The sequence below is a fragment of the Streptomyces glaucus genome (genome assembly GCF_039533365.1).
GTDB classification, from domain to species: Bacteria; Actinomycetota; Actinomycetes; order Streptomycetales; family Streptomycetaceae; genus Streptomyces; species Streptomyces glaucus.
The window spans coordinates 47,644-65,781 of record NZ_BAAATK010000021.1 but is presented as its reverse complement, the minus strand read 5'-3'; the positions used below and the strand labels follow the sequence as shown (position 1 = coordinate 65,781).

Annotated in this window: 21 protein-coding genes; 9 read left to right on the top strand and 12 right to left on the bottom strand. The window is 74.4% G+C overall.

Translation table 11 applies throughout. From position 1 onward, the window contains the following. Nucleotides 1–70 precede the first annotated feature (70 nt). From ABD363_RS17585 to ABD363_RS17575, 3 genes are all read left to right on the top strand, one after another. A complete protein-coding gene (locus ABD363_RS17585) occupies nt 71–1,096 on the top strand; it encodes a 6-phosphofructokinase (RefSeq protein WP_344604525.1) in 1,026 nt (341 codons plus the stop codon). A gap of 132 nt (nt 1,097–1,228) precedes the next feature. Next, nucleotides 1,229–2,179 carry a cytochrome c oxidase assembly protein gene (locus tag ABD363_RS17580; protein ID WP_344604523.1) on the top strand — a complete coding sequence of 317 codons (951 nt, stop codon included), beginning with the start codon at nt 1,229–1,231 and terminating at the stop codon, nt 2,177–2,179. Nucleotides 2,180–2,384: 205 nt separating this feature from the next. Then, nucleotides 2,385–2,558, top strand: coding sequence for a hypothetical protein (locus ABD363_RS17575; protein ID WP_344604521.1), 174 nt, complete (start codon nt 2,385–2,387; stop codon nt 2,556–2,558). A gap of 24 nt (nt 2,559–2,582) precedes the next feature. On the opposite strand, the gene ABD363_RS17570 is transcribed toward ABD363_RS17575, so the two are convergent. Genes ABD363_RS17570 through ABD363_RS17555 form a run of 4 tightly spaced genes read right to left on the bottom strand, consistent with a single transcriptional unit; the run spans nt 2,583 to nt 6,665 of the window. Beyond that, nucleotides 2,583–3,788, bottom strand: coding sequence for a sensor histidine kinase (locus ABD363_RS17570; RefSeq protein ID WP_344604519.1), 1,206 nt, complete (start codon nt 3,786–3,788; stop codon nt 2,583–2,585). Next, complete coding sequence (locus ABD363_RS17565) at nt 3,785–5,494, bottom strand: sodium/solute symporter (RefSeq protein ID WP_344604517.1); 1,710 nt, start codon at nt 5,492–5,494, stop codon at nt 3,785–3,787. Before ABD363_RS17565 ends, ABD363_RS17570 begins: the two co-directional genes overlap by 4 nt. A gap of 20 nt (nt 5,495–5,514) precedes the next feature. After that, complete coding sequence (locus ABD363_RS17560; protein ID WP_344604516.1) at nt 5,515–5,913, bottom strand: hypothetical protein; 399 nt, start codon at nt 5,911–5,913, stop codon at nt 5,515–5,517. Nucleotides 5,914–5,915: 2 nt separating this feature from the next. After that, nucleotides 5,916–6,665 (bottom strand): LytR/AlgR family response regulator transcription factor, encoded by a 750-nt coding sequence (locus ABD363_RS17555; RefSeq protein WP_344604514.1) that lies wholly within the window; start codon nt 6,663–6,665, stop codon nt 5,916–5,918. Between the two features lie 100 nt (nt 6,666–6,765). Between ABD363_RS17555 and ABD363_RS17550 the strand changes: the two genes are divergently transcribed. From ABD363_RS17550 to rocD, 3 genes are all read left to right on the top strand, one after another. Beyond that, nucleotides 6,766–7,269, top strand: a complete 504-nt coding sequence (locus ABD363_RS17550; RefSeq protein WP_344604512.1) for an Lrp/AsnC family transcriptional regulator — start codon at nt 6,766–6,768, stop codon at nt 7,267–7,269. 125 nt (nt 7,270–7,394) lie between these two features. Beyond that, the gene (gene ddaH / locus ABD363_RS17545; RefSeq protein ID WP_344604510.1) at nt 7,395–8,225 is read left to right on the top strand and encodes a dimethylargininase; all 831 of its coding nucleotides are present in this window, start codon (nt 7,395–7,397) and stop codon (nt 8,223–8,225) included. Beyond that, entirely contained in the window at nt 8,222–9,460 is a 1,239-nt protein-coding gene (rocD, locus tag ABD363_RS17540) for an ornithine--oxo-acid transaminase (protein ID WP_344604508.1), read from the top strand. Before ddaH ends, rocD begins: the two co-directional genes overlap by 4 nt. A gap of 58 nt (nt 9,461–9,518) precedes the next feature. Here the strand turns inward: rocD and ABD363_RS17535 are convergent, their stop codons facing one another. Next, nucleotides 9,519–10,028, bottom strand: a complete 510-nt coding sequence (locus ABD363_RS17535; RefSeq protein ID WP_344604506.1) for an RpiB/LacA/LacB family sugar-phosphate isomerase — start codon at nt 10,026–10,028, stop codon at nt 9,519–9,521. Nucleotides 10,029–10,142: 114 nt separating this feature from the next. Between ABD363_RS17535 and ABD363_RS17530 the strand changes: the two genes are divergently transcribed. After that, the gene (locus tag ABD363_RS17530; protein WP_344604504.1) at nt 10,143–10,859 is read left to right on the top strand and encodes a lysophospholipid acyltransferase family protein; all 717 of its coding nucleotides are present in this window, start codon (nt 10,143–10,145) and stop codon (nt 10,857–10,859) included. A 70-nt stretch (nt 10,860–10,929) separates the two neighbouring features. Next, complete coding sequence (locus ABD363_RS17525; RefSeq protein ID WP_344604616.1) at nt 10,930–11,943, top strand: NAD-dependent epimerase/dehydratase family protein; 1,014 nt, start codon at nt 10,930–10,932, stop codon at nt 11,941–11,943. A 193-nt stretch (nt 11,944–12,136) separates the two neighbouring features. Here ABD363_RS17525 and ABD363_RS17520 read toward each other — a convergent pair whose 3' ends face one another. The 7 genes from ABD363_RS17520 to ABD363_RS17490 all read right to left on the bottom strand — a co-directional run bounded on the left by ABD363_RS17520 (nt 12,137) and on the right by ABD363_RS17490 (nt 17,386). After that, the gene (locus ABD363_RS17520; protein WP_344604502.1) at nt 12,137–12,916 is read right to left on the bottom strand and encodes an urease accessory protein UreD; all 780 of its coding nucleotides are present in this window, start codon (nt 12,914–12,916) and stop codon (nt 12,137–12,139) included. Further along, entirely contained in the window at nt 12,913–13,590 is a 678-nt protein-coding gene (gene ureG, locus ABD363_RS17515) for an urease accessory protein UreG (protein WP_344604500.1), read from the bottom strand. Before ureG ends, ABD363_RS17520 begins: the two co-directional genes overlap by 4 nt. 193 nt (nt 13,591–13,783) lie before the next feature. Further along, nucleotides 13,784–14,458 (bottom strand): urease accessory protein UreF, encoded by a 675-nt coding sequence (locus ABD363_RS17510; protein ID WP_344604498.1) that lies wholly within the window; start codon nt 14,456–14,458, stop codon nt 13,784–13,786. Between the two features lie 11 nt (nt 14,459–14,469). Then, the gene (locus tag ABD363_RS17505; RefSeq protein ID WP_344604496.1) at nt 14,470–16,191 is read right to left on the bottom strand and encodes an urease subunit alpha; all 1,722 of its coding nucleotides are present in this window, start codon (nt 16,189–16,191) and stop codon (nt 14,470–14,472) included. Beyond that, nucleotides 16,184–16,495 carry an urease subunit beta gene (locus tag ABD363_RS17500; protein WP_344604494.1) on the bottom strand — a complete coding sequence of 104 codons (312 nt, stop codon included), beginning with the start codon at nt 16,493–16,495 and terminating at the stop codon, nt 16,184–16,186. Before ABD363_RS17500 ends, ABD363_RS17505 begins: the two co-directional genes overlap by 8 nt. A 9-nt stretch (nt 16,496–16,504) precedes the next feature. Then, nucleotides 16,505–16,807 (bottom strand): urease subunit gamma, encoded by a 303-nt coding sequence (locus ABD363_RS17495; protein WP_344604492.1) that lies wholly within the window; start codon nt 16,805–16,807, stop codon nt 16,505–16,507. 300 nt (nt 16,808–17,107) lie between these two features. After that, nucleotides 17,108–17,386, bottom strand: a complete 279-nt coding sequence (locus ABD363_RS17490) for a type II toxin-antitoxin system Phd/YefM family antitoxin (protein WP_344604490.1) — start codon at nt 17,384–17,386, stop codon at nt 17,108–17,110. A gap of 115 nt (nt 17,387–17,501) precedes the next feature. On the opposite strand from ABD363_RS17490, the gene ABD363_RS17485 reads away from it, so the two are divergent. Then, nucleotides 17,502–18,137 (top strand): ATP-dependent Clp protease proteolytic subunit, encoded by a 636-nt coding sequence (locus tag ABD363_RS17485; protein ID WP_344604488.1) that lies wholly within the window; start codon nt 17,502–17,504, stop codon nt 18,135–18,137. Nucleotide 18,138 lies beyond the last annotated feature (1 nt).

The window sequence follows — 18,138 nt, the reverse complement described above, 5'->3', positions numbered from 1 at the left end:
AGGGTGGCGGGGATCGAACCGGACAGCGCGGTCCGGTCCCCGTGCCCACGTGGAGAAGGTATTTCGGGCTATGCGCATTGGTGTCCTCACCTCCGGCGGCGACTGCCCCGGCCTGAACGCCGTCATCCGGTCCGTCGTGCACCGTGCCGTCGCCGACCACGGCGACGAGGTCATCGGCTTCCGGGACGGCTGGAAGGGCCTTCTGGAATGCGACTACCTCAAGCTCGACCTCGACGCGGTGGGCGGCATCCTCGCCCGCGGCGGCACCATCCTCGGCTCCTCCCGGGTCCGTCCCGAGCACCTGCGGGACGGCGTCGAGCGGGCCAGGGGCCACGTCGGGGAACTCGGACTCGACGCGATCATCCCGATCGGCGGCGAGGGCACGCTGAAGGCGGCCCGGCTGCTGTCGGACAGCGGCCTGCCGATCGTCGGCGTGCCGAAGACCATCGACAACGACATCGCCGTCACCGACGTCACCTTCGGTTTCGACACCGCCGTCACCGTCGCGACCGAGGCCCTGGACCGGCTGAAGACCACCGCCGAGTCCCACCAGCGGGTGCTGATCGTGGAGGTCATGGGCCGGCACACCGGCTGGATCGCCCTGCACTCGGGCATGGCGGCCGGCGCGCACGCCGTCGTCGTGCCGGAGCGGCCCTTCGACATCGAGGAGCTGGCCCGGAAGGTCGGCGAGCGGTTCGCGGCGGGCAAGCGGTTCGCCATCGTCGTGGCGGCCGAGGGGGCCAAGCCGAAGCCCGGGACCATGGAGTTCGACGAGGGCGGCAAGGACGCCTACGGGCACGAGCGGTTCGCCGGGATCGCCCGCCAGCTCTCCATGGAGCTGGAGCGGCGCCTCGGCAAGGAGGCCCGGCCGGTGATCCTCGGGCACGTCCAGCGCGGCGGGACCCCGACGGCGTACGACCGGGTGCTCGCGACGCGGTTCGGGTGGCACGCGGTGGAGGCCGTGCACCGCGGGGAGTTCGGGAAGATGACCGCGCTGCGCGGGACGGACATCGTCATGGTGTCGCTGGCGGAAGCCGTGGAGACGCTGAAGACGGTGCCGCGGGAGCGGTACGCCGAGGCCGAGTGCGTGCTGTAGGCCGTACGCGGGTCCCGGCCGCCCCCGGTCGCAGCGGCGGCCGGGGGCGGTTCTACTCTGGTGCGGACAAACAGCTGTCGGCAGACAGCTGGGACGTCACGGCACATTCCCCCACGAAACAGGAGCCGGTCGATGGACCACAGCGGGCACGGCACGACCATGGATCTGCCGCCGTTCACGCTGGGACGAGGCCTCGGATGGTCGACGGACCCCTTCTTCCTCGTCGCCTGCCTGCTGGGACTGGCGCTGTACGGATGGGGCGTCGTGCGGCTCGTGCGGCGCGGGGACAAGTGGCCGGTCGGACGGACCGTCGCCTACGTCGCCGGTGTGCTGAGCATCGGGCTGATGATGTGCACGAGGCTGAACGACTACGGCATGGTCATGTTCAGCGTGCACATGGTGCAGCACATGGTGATCAGCATGGTCTCGCCCATCCTGGTCCTGCTCGGCGCGCCGATCACGCTGGCGCTGCGCGCGCTGCCGACGGCGGGCCGCGGGCGCAGGGGGCCGCGCGAGCTGCTGCTGATGCTGCTGCACAGCCGCTACATGCGGATCGTCACGCACCCCGTGTTCACCATCCCGCTGTTCATCGCGAGCCTGTACGGGCTGTACTTCACCCCGCTGTTCGACTTCCTGATGGGCTCCAAGGTGGGGCACATCGCGATGATGGTGCACTTCCTCGCCGTCGGCCTGGTGTTCTTCTGGCCGATCATGGGTGTGGACCCCGGCCCGCACCGGCCCGGCCATCTGATGCGGATGCTGGAGCTGTTCGCGGGCATGCCGTTCCACGCCTTCTTCGGCATCGCGCTGATGATGGCGTCCACGCCGATGGTCGGGACGTTCGAGAACCCGCCCGCCTCGCTCGGCATCGAGGCCCTGGCCGACCAGAACGCCGCGGGCGGCATCGCCTGGGCGTTCAGCGAGATCCCGTCGGTGCTGGTGCTGATCGCGCTGCTGTTCCAGTGGCACGCGTCGGACCAGCGGCAGGCCAGGCGCAAGGACCGGGCCGCCGACCGCGACGGCGACAAGGAACTGGAGGCGTACAACGCCTATCTGGCCTCGCTGAACGCGCGCGGCCGCTGAGGGACCGTCCGGCGGCGGCGCGGGACGCCCGGGAGAGCGCCCGGGCAGGGCGCCGGTGCGCGCCCTGCGGGCCGGGCGGGGCGCGGCTGCGCGGACCCGCCCCGGCCGCGGCCCGGAGAAATCCGGCACTCGTCCGGCCATGGGCCCCGTGCGGAAGCGGAACGGGGGCACCATGGAGGGGACGGACCATGAGGAGGGTGTCGCGATGCCCGGTTCTACGGACGGCTCCACGAAGGCGATGGGGGTGCTCACCGTCGGCGGACTCGTCGTGGTGACCGCCTACACGGTGGCGCTCGGCAGCAACGGCTGGCTGTGGTTCGGCTGGGTCGTCCTGGGGCTGATCACCCTCGGCATGATCGCCACCACCCGCAGCACCTGACGCGCACCCGCGGCGTCCGGCGGCTCACTCCCGGGTGAGCCGTCCCGCCGAGTGCACGCCCGGCTGGTACTTCGGCAGCCGGACGGTGATCCTCATGCCCGCGCCGACGGCGGTCTCGATGACGAGGCCGTAGTCGTCGCCGTAGACCTGGCGGAGCCGGTCGTCGACGTTGGACAGCCCGATGCCGCCCGAGGGGCTGACCTCGCGGGCGAGGATGCGGCGCAGCAGGACGGGGTCCATCCCGGCGCCGTCGTCCTCGATGACGACCAGGGCCTCGGCGCCCGCGTCCTGCGCGGTGATCTGGATGCGGCACGTGTCGGCCCTGCCCTCCAGGCCGTGCTTGACGGCGTTCTCCACGAGCGGCTGCAGGCACAGGAAGGGCAGGGCGACCGGCAGCACCTCGGGGGCGATCTGCAGGGTGACGGCCAGGCGGTCGCCGAAGCGGGCCCGGACCAGCGCCAGGTAGTGGTCGATGGCGTGGAGCTCGTCGGCCAGGGTGGTGAAGTCGCCGTGCCGGCGGAACGAGTAGCGGGTGAAGTCGGCGAACTCCAGCAGCAGCTCGCGGGCGCGCTCGGGGTCGGTGCGGACGAAGGAGGCGATCACCGCGAGCGAGTTGAAGATGAAGTGCGGGGAGATCTGGGCGCGCAGGGCCTTGATCTCGGCCTCGATGAGGCGGGTGCGGGACTGGTCGAGGTCGGCGAGTTCGAGCTGGACGGAGACCCAGCGGGCCACCTCGCCGGCGGCCCGGACCAGGACGGCGGACTCGCGGGGCGCGCAGGCCACGAGGGCGCCGTGCACCCGGTCGTCGACGGTGAGCGGGGTGACGACGGCCCAGCGGACCGCGCAGTCGGGGGTGTCGCAGGCGAGCCGGAACGCCTCGCCGCGGCCGGTCTCCAGCGGCCCGGCCAGGCGCTCCATGATCTCCGCACGGTGGTGGGCGCCCGCCCCGTCCCAGACCAGGACCTCCTTGAGGTCCGTCAGGCACAGCGCGTCGGTGCCGAGCAGGGAGCGCAGCTTGCGGGCCGCCTTGCGGGCGGTCTCCTCCGTCAGGCCCGCCCGGAGCGGGGGCGCGGCCAGGGAGGCGGTGTGCAGGGTCTGGAAGGTGGCGTGCTCGACGGGGGTGCCGAGCCCGGCGAGGCCGGCGGGCCGGGCCGTGCGGCGGCCCAGCCAGAAACCGGCGGCCAGCAGCGGGAGCGCGGCCACGCACAGGCCGGCCAGGAAGCCGCTCATGCCGTCGTCTCCGTCCGCAGTTCCTCCGGCAGGTGGAAGCGGGCCAGGATCGCCCCGGTCCCGGCCGGCACCCGGCCCGGGGTGGCCAGGGACACCAGCGCCATGGTCAGGAAGCCCAGCGGCACCGACCACAGCGCGGGCCAGGCGAGCAGCGCGTGCAGCGCCCCGCCGCCGGGGAGGCCCGCCATGGTCGCGGCGACGGCCAGCAGCGCGGAGCCGCCGCCCACCAGCATCCCGGCGGCGGCGCCGGGCGGGGTCAGGCGCCGCCACCAGATGCCGAGGACGAGCAGCGGGCAGAACGACGACGCGGACACGGCGAAGGCGAGCCCGACGGCGTCGGCGACCGGCAGCCCGCCGACGAGGAAGCTCGCCGCGAGGGGGACGGCCATGGCGAGCACCGTGCCGAGCCGGAAGTGCCGGACGCCGCGCGCGGGCAGGACGTCCTGGGTGAGGACGCCCGCCACGGCCATGGTCAGCCCGGAGGCGGTGGACAGGAACGCGGCGAAGGCGCCGCCGGCGACCAGCGCGCCGAGCAGGTCGCCGCCCACTCCCCCGATCATGCGGTCGGGCAGCAGCAGGACGGCGGCGTCCGCGTCGCCGGTGAGGGTGAGCTCGGGGGCGTAGAGGCGGCCCAGGGCGCCGTACAGGGGCGGCAGGAGGTAGAAGGCGCCGGTCAGGCCCAGCACCGCGACGGTGGTGCGGCGGGCGGCGACGCCGTGCGGGCTGGTGTAGAAGCGGACCACGACGTGCGGCAGCCCCATGGTGCCGAGGAAGGTGGCGATGATCAGCCCGTACGTGGCGTACAGCGGGCGTTCCTCGCGGCTCTCGGCCTGTGAGGGCAGCAGGTTCCCCCCGGTGCGTTCGGCTGCCGGGACCGGGGTGCCCCGGTCGAAGGTGAGGCGGGTGCCGGCCTCGATGCGGTGGGTGCCGGCGGGCAGGCTCAGCCGGGTGTCCTGGTGGGCGCGGCCGTCGACCGTGCCGCTGACGGTGACGGTCAGGGGCCGCTCCAGCCTCAGGTCGAGGCTGTCGCCGACGTGGACGGACCGCTGCTCGCGGAAGGCCGCCGGTTCCTCGAAGGCGTGCCGGGGGGCTCCGTCGCCCCGCCAGGCCAGGAGCAGGAAGAGCGCGGGGACCAGCAGGGCGGTGAGTTTCAGCCAGTACTGGAAGGCCTGCACGAAGGTGATGCTGCGCATGCCGCCGGCGGCGACGATCGCGGTGACCACGACGGCGACGATCACCCCGCCGAGCCAGGCGGGCGCCCCGGTGAGCACGGTCAGGGTCAGCCCCGCGCCCTGGAGCTGCGGCAGCAGGTACAGCCAGCCGACGCCGACGACGAACGCCCCCGCCAGCCGCCGCACCGCCGGGGAGGCGAGCCGGGCCTCGGCGAAGTCGGGCAGGGTGTAGGCGCCGGAGCGGCGCAGCGGGGCGGCGACGAACAGCAGCAGCACCAGGTAGCCGGCGGTGTAGCCGACCGGGTACCAGAGCATGTCCGGGCCCTGCACCAGCACCAGGCCGGCGATGCCGAGGAAGGAGGCGGCGGAGAGGTACTCGCCGCTGATGGCGGCGGCGTTCAGGCGGGGGCCGACGGTGCGGGAGGCGACGTAGAAGTCGGAGGTGGTGCGGGAGATGCGCAGGCCGAACGCGCCGACGAGGACGGTCGCCACGACGACGAGGGCGACGGCGGGGACTGCGTAGCTGGAGTTCATCGGTCGTGGCCGTCCGGGATTCAGCGGTCCTCGACGAGGCGCACGAAGTCGCGTTCGTTGCGCTCGGCGCGGCGTACGTACCAGCGGGCGAGGAGGACGAGCGGGGCGTACAGGCAGAAGCCGAGGACGGCCCATTCCAGGCGGCGGGCGCCGGGCAGCGCCGCGAACAGCAGCGGCAGCGGGCCGACCAGCAGCCCGAGGACCGCAAGGACGGCGAGGGCGGCGCGCAGCTGGGTGCGCATCAGGGAGCGGACGTAGGTGTGGCCGAGCGTGGTCTGCTCGTCGATCTCGGTGCGGGGCCGGTAGTAGCCGAAGGCGTGGGGGTACCGCCCGCGCGAGCGGAGCCGGGCGTGGGGAAGGGCGCGGCGGGGCGGGCCGGTGACGACGACGCGGCGTTCGGCGGGGTCCTGGTTCGGCACCGTCAGGGCCTCCTCATGAGCAGGTCCCGCAGCTCGCGGGCGTGGCGGCGGCTGACCTGGAGTTCCTCGGAGCCGACCAGCACGCTGACCGCGCCCGCGTCCAGCCGGAGCTCGTCGATGTGGCGCAGGGCGACCAGGTGGCGGCGGTGGATGCGGACGAAGCCGCGGGAGCGCCAGCGCTCCTCCAGGGTGGACAGCGGGATGCGGACGAGGTGGCTGCCCTTGTCGGTGTGCAGGCGGGCGTAGTCGCCCTGCGCCTCGACGTGGGTGATGTCGTCGACCGCGACGAAGCGGGTCACGCCGCCGAGCTCGACGGGGATGTGGTCCGGGTCGGGCTCGTGCACGGGGACGCGCGGGGCGGTGCCGCGCAGCTCGGCGGCGCGTCGCACGGCCTCGGCCAGGCGTTCCCTGCGGACCGGCTTGAGGACGTAGTCCACGGCCTTGAGGTCGAAGGCCTGCACGGCGAAGTCCTCGTGCGCGGTGACGAACACGACCAGCGGCGGCCGGGCGAACCCGGTGAGCAGCCGGGCGAGGTCGAGGCCGTCCAGGCCGGGCATCTGGATGTCGAGGAAGACCACGTCGATCGCCTCCGGCCCGTGCGGCCCGGACTCCAGCGCGCGGTTGATGCGGCGCAGCGCCCCGGTCGCGTCGCCGGCGCCTTCCGCGCTGCCGATGCGCGGGTCGGCGTTGAGCAGGTAGAGCAGTTCCTCCAGTGAGGGGCGTTCGTCGTCGACGGCCAGAGCGCGCAGCATGAACGTGGAGTGTAGGTGGAATCCGTACGCCTGGACACGGGATCGGCGTGGACGTTTCCGCTGGGTACGGTGGCGGGGGCGGGGTGGATACAGTGCCCGCATGGACAGCAGGCCCGCGCCGTTCGACGAGCTCGACCGGAAGATCGTCACCGCGTTGATGGCGAACGCCAGGACCAGCTTCGCCGAGATCGGCGCGGAGGTCGGGCTGTCCGCGACGGCGGTCAAGCGCCGGGTGGACCGGCTGCGGGAGACCGGGGTGATCACCGGGTTCACGGCCACGGTGAAGCCGTCGGCGCTGGGCTGGCGCACCGAGGCGTACGTGGAGGTGTACTGCGAGGGCGCGGCCCCGCCCCGGCGGCTGGCGAAGGTGGTGCGCAACCATCCGGAGATCACGGCGGCGATGACGGTGACCGGCGGCGCCGACGCGCTGCTGCACGTGCGGGCGCGGGACGTGCAGCACTTCGAGGAGGTGCTGGAGCGGATCCGCGCGGAGCCGTTCATCCGCAAGACGATCAGCGTGATGGTGCTGTCCCATCTGATCCCGGACAGCCCGGAGGCCGGAGCCAGCCACGCCGCCCCGGACGACGCAGCAGACCTGCGCTGATCCGGGCGACGACGCAGCGTTCCTGCGCCGACACGCAGCTTTCGTCGCTTGTCGCCCGTCTCGCTCGCTTCCTACCGTGGTGTCACCCCTCGTCACGCACCGTCAGGAAGCGGAGGAACCCCTCTGTGCCCGACTCCCGTGTCCCGCGCCGGCGGCGCTTCCTCGTCTGCGAACCCAGACACTTCGCCGTGCACTACGCGATCAACCCCTGGATGGATCCCGGCCGGTCCGTCGACGTCATCCGCGCCCTGGACCAGTGGCGGGCGCTGGTCGACGCCTACCGCGCCCACGGGCACACCGTCGAGACCGTGGCGCCCGTGCCCGGGCTGCCGGACATGGTCTTCGCCGCCAACGCGGCGGTCGTGCTGGAGGGGCGGGTCCTCGGCTCGCTGTTCCACGCGCCCGAGCGCCGCGCCGAGTCCCTCCCGTACGAGGCCTGGTTCAAGCAGGCGGGTTTCGAGGTCCACCGGCCCGGATCGGTCTGCGAGGGCGAGGGCGACCTGGTGCCGGCGGGCCGCTGGATCCTCGCCGGGACCGGCTTCCGCACGACCCCCGAGGCCCACCGGGAGGCGCAGGAGTTCTTCGGCGTCCCGGTGATCGGCCTGACGCTGGTGGACCCGTACTTCTACCACCTGGACACGGCGCTGTTCGTCCTCGACGACGAGGGCGACGGGAACGTCGCCTACTACCCCGGGGCGTTCTCGCCCGGCAGCCGTGAGGTGCTCGCCCGGCTGTACCCGGACGCGGTGATCGCCACCCGCGAGGACGCGCTGGCGTTCGGCCTCAACGCCGTCTCCGACGGACGTCACGTCTTCCTCTCGCCGGGGGCGACGGCCCTGGCCGGCCAGGTGGCCGACCGCGGCTACGTCCCCGTCCCCGTCGACCTGTCCGAGTTCCACAAGGCCGGCGGCGGCATCAAGTGCTGCACCCAGGAGATCCGGGAGAACCGCTCATGACCGCACCCGCCCGCACCCGTACCTCCGACGAGCTGATCCGGGCGGAGGAGCCGGTCCTCGCGCACAACTACCATCCGCTGCCCGTGGTGGTCTCCCGTGCCGAGGGCGCCTGGGTGGAGGACGTGGAGGGCCGCCGCTACCTGGACATGCTGGCCGGGTACTCGGCGCTCAACTTCGGCCACCGGCACCCGGCGCTGATCGAGGCGGCCCACCGCCAGCTGGACCGGCTCACCCTCACCTCGCGCGCCTTCCACAACGACCGGCTCGCCGGGTTCGCCGAACGGCTGGCCGCGCTGACCGGCCAGGACATGGTGCTGCCCATGAACACCGGCGCGGAGGCCGTGGAGAGCGGCATCAAGGTGGCCCGCAAGTGGGCGTACGACGTCAAGGGCGTCCCGGCCGACCGGGCGACGATCGTGGTCGCGGCGGACAACTTCCACGGCCGCACGACGACGATCGTCGGCTTCTCGACGGACGAGACGGCGCGGGCCGGTTTCGGCCCCTTCGCGCCGGGCTTCCGGATCGTGCCGTACAACGACCTGGCCGCGCTGGAGGCGGCCGTCGACGACACGACGGCGGCCGTGCTCATCGAGCCCGTCCAGGGCGAGGCGGGCGTCGTCGTCCCGGACGACGGCTACCTGGCCGGGGTGCGGGAGCTGACCCGCCGCGCGGGCTGCCTGTTCGTGGCGGACGAGATCCAGTCGGGCCTGGGCCGCACCGGGCGCACGCTCGCCGTGGAGCACGAGTCGGTCGTCCCGGACGTCGTGCTGCTGGGCAAGGCGCTGGGCGGCGGCATCGTCCCGGTGTCGGCGGTGGTGGCGCGCCGGGAGGTGCTCGGGGTGCTGCACCCGGGCGAGCACGGCTCGACGTTCGGCGGCAACCCGCTGGCGGCGGCGGTCGGCACGGCGGTGGTGGAGCTGCTGGAGACCGGCGTGTTCCAGCGGCGCGCCGCCGAGCTGGGCGAGGTGCTGAGGGAGGGCCTGACGGCGCTCGTCGGCAAGGGCGTCGTCGGCTTCCGCGCGCGGGGCCTGTGGGCGGGCGTCGACGTCGACCCGGTGCTCGGCACCGGCCGCGCGGTCAGCGAACGGCTGATGCGGGAGGGCATCCTGGTCAAGGACACCCACGGTTCCACCATCCGCCTGGCCCCGCCGCTGACGATCACGGCCGAGGAGCTTCGGGGGGCGCTCGAGACGCTGGAGAAGGTCCTCGCCGAAGGACTCGCGGAGAGGGCCTGAGCCGCGGAGCGGCCCGGTGCCCGGCGCCGGCCCGTCGGCGCGCGGAACGGCCGCGGTCTCAGCCCGCGTCGCGGGGCGGCCGCGGCCCGTCCGGCTGCGCCGCGCCGTCCGCGCGTCCGGCGGCCCGGTCCCGGTCGAGCCGTGCCACGTGCTCGACGTTCTCCCGGTCCTCGGCGTCGTCGCTGGGCCCGCCGGCGAACCAGGCGTCGAGGATCTCCTTCAGCAGCGGCCCGGAGGTCAGCCGCAGGCTGAGGGCGAGGACGTTGGCGTCGTTCCAGCGGCGGGCGCCGTCCGCCGTGTAGGCGTCGGTGCACAGCGCCGCCCGTACGCCCGGCACCTTGTTCGCGGCGATCGACGCGCCCGTCCCGGTCCAGCAGCACACCACCGCCTGGTCGGCCGTCCCGGCGGCGACCTCCCGGGCGGCCGTCTCCGTGCACGCGGCCCACCGGGGGTCCGCCCCGGGGCGCAGCGCCCCGTGCGTCCGTACGTCGTGGCCGCGTCCGCGCAACTCCTCGACGAGGAGGCGGGCCACGGGTTCGTCCATGTCCGAGGAAACGGCGATCCGCATGTCCGGGAGCCTACCCGGCCCGGTTCCGGCCGGCCTGCCCCGCACCTACACTTGCACCCCGCCGGGCCCACGGGTGAGCCGCGCGGACGCGGCGCTCGAGTGAGGAGCGAGGCCTTGTTCTACCACCTGCTGAAGTACGTGCTGCTGGGCCCGTTGCTGAGACTGGTCTTCCGCCCGCGGATCGAGGGCCTGGACAACGTCCCGTCGTCGGGCCCGGCCATCGTCGCCGGCAACCACCTGTCGTTCTCGGACCACTTCCTGATGCCCGCGGTCCTCGGACGGCGCATCACCTTCCTCGCGAAGGCCGAGTATTTCACCGGCCCCGGCCTCAGGGGCCGGCTGACCGCGGCCTTCTTCCGCGGCGCCGGGCAGATCCCGGTCGACCGTTCCGGCAAGGAGGCGGGCCGGGCGGCGATCCGCGAGGGGCTCGGCGTGCTGCGCAGGGGCGAACTGCTCGGCATCTACCCGGAGGGCACCCGCTCGCACGACGGCCGGCTCTACAAGGGCAAGGTCGGCGTCGCGGTGATGGCGCTGAAGGCCGGGGTGCCGGTGGTGCCGTGCGCGATGATCGGCACCTTCGAGGCGCAGCCGCCGGGCAGGGTCGTGCCCCGCGTCCGCCCCGTGACGATCCGCTTCGGCGAGCCGCTGGACTTCTCCCGCTACGCCGGCCTGGAGGACGACAGGACGGTCCTGCGCGCGGTCACCGACGAGATCATGTACGCGATCCTGTCGCTGTCGGGGCAGGAGTACGTCGACGAGTACGCGGCCGTCGTCAAGGAGAAGCAGGCCGCCGCGAGGGAGCGCAGGTTCCCCCGGATGCCGCTGAGCTGATCTCTGCCCTCGGCAGAACCGCCTGGAACCGGCGCGCCGGTGACCGTACGGTCACGGCATGGGACGTGCTGTGGTGATCGGGGCGACGGGACAGATCGGGCGGGTGGCCGTGGGCGCGCTGGCCCGGGACGGCTGGGAGGTCACGGCCGTCTCGCGGGGCGGCGGCCGGGACGCGGACTGGCCGGACGGCGTGCGGGTGGCGCGGGCCGACCGGGAGGACGGCGCGGCGCTCGCCGCCGTGGTCGGCGACGGCTGCGAGGTGCTGGTGGACATGGTCGCCTTCTCGGCGGCGCACGCGCGGCAGCTGACCTCGCTGGCCGGCCGCGTCGGCTCGGCCGTGGTGATCTCCAGCGTGGCGGTCTACGAGGACGGCGCGGGACGCACCTTCGACACGCAGGACGAACCGGACGGTTTCCCCCACTACCCCGTGCCGGTCACGGAGCAGCAGCGCACGATCCGCCCCGGCGACACCTCGTACAGCACCCGCAAGGCGGCCCTGGAGCGTGAGCTGCTGGCCGCGGGCGACCGGCTGCCGACGACGCTGCTGCGGGCGGGCGCGGTCCACGGGCCGCACTGCCGGACCCCGCGCGAGCTGTACTTCGTCAAGCGCAACCTGGACGGCCGCAGGCGGCGGGTCCTCGCCTTCGGCGGCAGGAGCCGCTTCCACCCGGCGAGCGTCCACACCCTCGCGGAGCTGATCCGGCTGGCCGCCGCGCGGCCGGGCAGCCGCGTCCTCAACGCGGTCGATCCCGAGGCGCCGACGGTGGCGGAGATCGCGGCGGAGATCGACGCCGTGATGGGCGTGGAGACGGACACCGTGCTGGTGGACGGCCCGCCGCCCGCGCCCGGTGTGGGCGACACCCCGTGGTCGGTGCCGGCGGACGTGGTGTGCGACATGTCGGCCGCGGAGCGGGAGCTGGGCTACCGGCCGGTGGTCCGGTACGCGCAGACCCTGCCGGAGACGGTCGCGTGGATCGAGGGCCGGCTCGCCGGGCGGGACTGGCGGGAGGCGTACCCGAAGATGTTCCATGCCTACGGCGACCTGTTCGACTACGCGGCCGAGGACGCCTGGCTCGGGGCGTGACGGCGCCGGCCATCAGCGTGGCGGTGACCAGCGCACCCGCCGAACCGAGCGCCGTCACCCGCCGCTTCGGTCCACTCCCTCTCAGGAGGGTCCTCCCGGAGTGTCGTTGACGTGAGCACGGGGGATCCTCGCGGTTGTGCGTCGGCCGAGCACACAGGCGGCCGGGCTTCTGTGCCGGTCCGACAACCGGAGTTCAGCGTTCGGTCGGCGGAGCAGGGGAGAGAAGGGCCAGGGCCTCGTCGAGCAGTCGCCGCAGCCGCAGCGCGTCCGGCGCCACCGCGGTCACCAGGGCGGCGGGCCCGGCCAGCGGGACGACCGCCGCGCCCTCCCCCAGCACCCGCGCCGCCGCCGGCCGCCCGGCGAACTCCGGCCGTACGACGACGAGCTGGCCGACGGCACGGTGCCCGGCCAGCACGGCGGGCCCGTCCCAGCCGCCCGGCGCGCCGGGCCCGCAGGCCAGCTCCTGGTCGAGGACGCACCGTCCCGCGATCCGCACGGCGAGCCGGCTGGTGAGCCGTCCGGGTTCCTCGTGGGCCCGCCCGAGCACCTGCTCCTCGCGCAGCACGAGCCGGGCGCCCGCGGCCAGGTCGGCGCGGGTCGTGACGTACAGGTCGCTGCCCCGTACGGAGACCAACTGCTCCGGCAGCCAGCACAGTTCGCCGCCGCCGGCGACGGTGAGCCGTACGTCGTAGCGGGCCTCGCCCCTGGTCTGCCCCGGCAGCGCGAGGGTGGCGGCGGCCGAGCCGACGTCGAGCCGGGCCCCGTCGCCGACGTCCGCCGCCACCGTGAACCGGTCGCCGCCCAGCGGGCCGCTCATGGCCCCGACCAGCATGACCCGCGCCCCGGCGCCGCTGCCCCGGGTCCGCCGCAGCGCCAGCGGCCCGTCGCTCTCCAGCACGGGCAGGGCGGTGCCGCCCCGGCCGTCGGGCACCGCGCGGATCCGCGCGGTGGCCCGTACCCGGGTCCCGGTCATGCGGCCCACGCGGCAAGCCGCGCCCGCACCCAGTCGGCGACGTCCCGCACACCGGTTTCGCCCCTGAGCGACTGGAACACGACCGGCAGCCCGCCCCGCTGCGCCTTGGCGTCGGCGGCCATCCGCCCTAGGTCGGAGCCGACGTGCGGCGCGAGGTCGGTCTTGTTGACGACGAGCAGGTCGGCCGTGGTGACACCGGGTCCGCCCTTGCGCGGGATGTCGTCGCCGCCGGCGACGTCGATCACGAAGATCTGCGCGTCGACGAGCCCCTTGGAGAAGGTGGCGGTGAGGTTGTCCCCGCCGGACTCGACGAGGATCAGGTCCAGCGGTCCGGTCTCGTCCTCCAGGTCCTCCACCGCCTCCAGGTTGGCGGAGATGTCGTCCCGGATCGCGGTGTGCGGGCAGGCCCCCGTCTCCACGGCGGTGATCCGCTCGGGCGGCAGCACGGCCTCGCGCAGCAGGAACTCGGCGTCCTCGCGCGTGTAGATGTCGTTGGTGACGACGGCGAGCGACAACTCGTCGCGCAGCGCCCGGCAGAGCGCGGCGACGGTGGCGGTCTTCCCGGATCCGACGGGCCCGCCGAGCCCGATCCGCAGCGCCCGGCGGCCGCCGTCGGGGCGGCGGGCGTCGGCGCTGACGGCGGCGGGGCCGTCGGGGGAGTGGTCGAGGTGCATGAGGAGGCTCCTTCACAGCCAGCCCACGGGCCCTTCCGGCCCGTCCGGCGTTCGCGGTCACGGCCGTTCGGTCCGTGAGGGGAACAGGGGGCGAAGCCCCCGGCGGGATGCGGGGCGAGACCCCGCACGGGGATGCGGGGGCGGGGCCCCGGGGCGGGTGGGGGCGGGGGCGGGAACGGCGGGGCGGGGCCCGCTACGACGCGAACAGCCGCACCGGCCATCCCGCGTGCGCCTCCGCCCCGATCTCCAGCAGCGGCGCGGATCCCGCGGGCAGCGCGTCGGTCCCCTCGCCGGCCACCCGCCGCGCCGCCGCCACCGCCCGGTCGGCCACGCGGTCCGTCTCCGGCGCCAGCCGGGCCAGCACCGCGGTGGCGTCGAAGGGGTCCAGGCTCAGCAACCGCACCGTCGCCGCCGCCGGCCCGCTCACGCTCTCGTACGCCGCGCAGTGCGCCGCGTCCACGGCCTCCAGCCCGGCCGCCCGGGCCGCGAGCCCGAGCACCACCGGCTGGTGCGCCCCCTTGGGGAACGCCCGCGCCAGGGCGTCCAGTTCCGGTGACGGCCAGGTCGCGCGAGCGGCCCGCGTCAGCTGCCGCCCCAGTCGGCGCGCGGCGACGCGCAACGCGGGCGACGGTGTCCGCGCGTCCGCGGCGGCGTCCAGCTCCGCCGGGTCGGCCCCCAGCGCGGCCGCCGCGGCCAGCCCGGCCGCGACCAGCCCGGCCGTGTGCAACCGGCCCCGGCAGAAGTCCTCCAGACTCGCCGCCCCGGTGACGCGCCCGGCCCGGACGGCGGCCTCGGCCCCGCCGGAGTGCGCGTGGCCCCCGGCCGGGAAGCGGCCGTCGGCCAGGACCAGAAGTGCCGTGCGTGTCATCCGGCCGCTCCTCAGAAGAGGAAGTACCGCTGGGCCATGGGCAGTTCGGCGGCCGGGACCGCCTCGACGAGCTCCCCGTCGATGTGCACGGCGAAGCTGTCGGGGTCGATCCGCACGTCGGGCCGCGCGTCGTTCTCCCGCATGTCGGCCTTCGTCACGCCCCGGGTCGACTCGATGGCCACGAACCGCTTGCCCAGGCCCAGCCGCTCCGGCAGCCCGTCCTCGACGGCGAGCGGCGCCACGAAGTTGACCGAGTTCGCGGCCGGCGCCCGGCCGACCGCCCCGTACATCGGCCGGGGCAGGACCGGCTGCGGCGTCGGGATGGACGCGTTGGCATCGCCCATCTGCGCGTACGCGATCTGCCCGCCCTTGAGGACGAGGTGCGGCTTGACGCCGAAGAACGCCGGCTCCCACAGCACCAGGTCGGCGAGTTTGCCGGTCTCGACGGAGCCGATCTCCCGGGCGAGGCCCTGCGCGAGGGCGGGGTTGATCGTGTACTTGGCGACGTAGCGCCGCACCCGGCGGTTGTCCGCCCGCCCGTCGCCCGGCAGCGCTCCCCGGCGCCGCTTCATCGCGTGGGCCGTCTGCCAGGTCCGCAGCACGACCTCGCCCACCCGGCCCATGGCCTGGGAGTCGGACGAGATGATGGAGATGGCGCCCAGGTCGTGGAGGACGTCCTCCGCGCCGATCGTCGAGGGCCGGATCCGGGACTCCGCGAACGCCAGGTCCTCGGGCACGGCCGGGTTGAGGTGGTGGCACACCATCAGCATGTCGAGGTGCTCCTCGGCGGTGTTGACGGTGAACGGCCGGGTCGGGTTGGTGGAGCTGGGCAGCACGTGCGGCTCGGAGACCACGGTCATGATGTCCGGCGCGTGCCCGCCGCCCGCGCCCTCGGTGTGGTACGCGTGGATGCCCCGCCCGGCGATCGCGGCCAGCGTGTCACCGACGAACCCGGCCTCGTTCAGCGTGTCCGTGTGGATCGCGACCTGGATGCCGGTCTGTTCGGCGACGGTCAGCGAGGCGTCGATGACGGCCGGGGTGGAGCCCCAGTCCTCGTGCAGTTTCAGGCCGAGCGCGCCGCCCCGGATCTGCGACAGCATCGCCTCGTGGGAGACGGTGTTGCCCTTGCCGAGGAAGCCGACGTTGAGCGGGTAGGCCTCCATCGCCGCCAGCATCCGGGCCAGGTGCCAGGGGCCGGGCGTCACGGTGGTCGCCTTGGAACCCTCGGCCGGTCCGGTGCCGCCGCCGACCAGGGTGGTGATGCCGGCGGCGAGTGCCTCGTCGGCGATCTGCGGGCAGATGAAGTGGACGTGCGCGTCGATGGCGCCGGCCGTCAGGATCCGCCCGTTGCCCGCGATGATCTCCGTCTCCGGTCCGATGACCAGGTCCGGATGGACCCCGTCCATGGTGTCGGGGTTGCCCGCCTTGCCGATGCCGGTGATCCGGCCGTCGCGGATGCCGATGTCGGCCTTGACGACGCCCCAGTGGTCGACGATCACCGCACCGGTGACCACCGTGTCCGGGGTGCCGTCCGCGCGCGTCGCCCGGGACTGGCCCATGGACTCGCGGATCACCTTGCCGCCGCCGAACACGGCCTCGTCCCCGGCGCGCCCGGGCCCGCCGGAACGATCCTCCTCGATCTCGATCAGCAGGTCGGTGTCGGCGAGCCGGATGCGGTCGCCGGTGGTCGGGCCGAACAGGTCGGCGTAGACGGCACGCGGGATCTCAGGCATCGAGGGCACCTCCGGTCTCCCCGCGCAGCCCCGGCACCACGCGGGCGCCGGCGAGCGGGACGAGTTCGACGTCGACGGGGATCCCGGGCTCGAAGCGCACGGCGGTGCCGGCGGCCACGTTCAGCCGCTTGCCGCGCGCGGCGGCGCGGTCGAACTCCAGACCGGGGTTGGCCTCGGCGAAGTGGTAGTGGGAGCCGACCTGGACGGGCCGGTCGGCCGCGTTCAGGACGGTCAGCCGGGTGACCTCGCGGCCCTCGTTGCAGGCGATCGGCCCGTCGGCGAACAGGATCTCTCCGGGGATCACCGCGCCCCCTCAGACGATCGGCTCGTGGACGGTGACGAGCTTGGTGCCGTCCGGGAAGGTCGCCTCGACCTGCACGTCGTGGATCATCTCCGGGACGCCCTCCAGCACGTCGTCCCGGGTGAGCAGCGTGCGCCCGGAGGCCATGAGCTCGGCGACGGTGCGGCCGTCCCGCGCGCCTTCGAGGAGGTGCGACGTGATGAGCGCGACCGCCTCCGGGTGATTCAGTCTCAGACCGCGGGCCCGGCGCTTCTCGGCCACGTCGGCAGCCACATGGATGAGCAGCCGCTCCTGCTCGTGCGGGGTCAGTCGCACGTCCCACCTCACCGTCTCGCTCCGGACCGTGCGGGGTCCGGTCGCCGCAGCCCCGGGGCAAAGTCCCTGGTGGCGTGAGGGGGCAGGCTAGTCGGGGCGGGTTTCGGGCACGTTAACCGCGCGGTGGCCCGCCCGTTCCCCGGTCCGGTGCGGACTCCCCCGCCGGCGCCCGCGGGCCGTCCCGCGGCACGCCGACCGGGCGGGGCCGAGGACGGGCCGCCGGGCCGCGGGGTCCGGCGGGACGACGGCGCCCCCGCCGCGGCGGACGGGGCGCGCGGTCCTCTCCCGCCGGGCGGCCCGCTACGAGGCCGTGGGCCCCCGGTGTTCCGCCGCGACGCCGAACCGCCGGCGTTCGCGGGGGGCGGACGCGACCTCGCGGACGGTGGAGACCGCGCCGACCGCCTCCTCCTCGGTGAGCTCCCGGAGCTGTTCGAGCCGCTCCAGGTCGGCGGCGGAGACCAGGGCGACGAGGGGCTTGCCGTGCCGGGTCACGACGACGCGCTCGCCGCCGTAGACCACGCGGTTGATCAGATCGGCGAGCTCAGCCCTGGCTTGCGTCACCGGAATCTCGTAGGCCATGCCCCATCATAACGCTACGTACGTCCTGTACATTTTTTACAGACAGCCCCGGCGGAGACGTCTCCGCCGGGGACACCTGTGCCGGAGACGGCTCCGCCACGAGGAGGGATCGGCCATGATCCGACCGTCCGCCCGTCACGTCCTGCCCGAGTCCACCGAGCGCACCGGCTTCGGGACCAGGACGCTGGACCCGTACGCGAAGCTGCTGGAGGAACGGATCGTCTTCCTGGGGACGCGGATCGACGACACCGCGGCCAACGACGCGACAGCCCGGTTCATGCTCCTGGAGCACCAGGCCCCGGACCGGGACATCTCCCTCTGTCTGAACTCCCCCGGCGGCTCGTTCGGCGCAACGTCGGCCCTCTACGACACGATGCGGTACGTCGGCTGCGACGTGGCGACGGTCCGCCCGGGGCAGGCCGGCCCCGTCGCGGCGGTGCTGCCGGCCGCCGGCACGCCGGGCAAGCGGTCCGTCCTGCCGGGCGCGCGGCTGGTGCTCCGCCGACCCGCGCTGCCGGAGCCGGCCGAGGGACGGGTGAGCGACCTGGCCGTCCGGGCCGAGGAATTGGCGCGCGTCCGGGCCCGCCCGGAGGAGATGCTCGCCGCCCATACCGGACGCACCCCGGAGCAGGTCGGCGCCGACATCGAGCGGGACATGGCCCTGGACGCGCAAGGCACCCTGGAGTACGGGCCGGTGGACCGTGTCGTCCCCGGCCGCAGGGCCGCGCACGCCGCGCCCGGCGGGAGGTGAG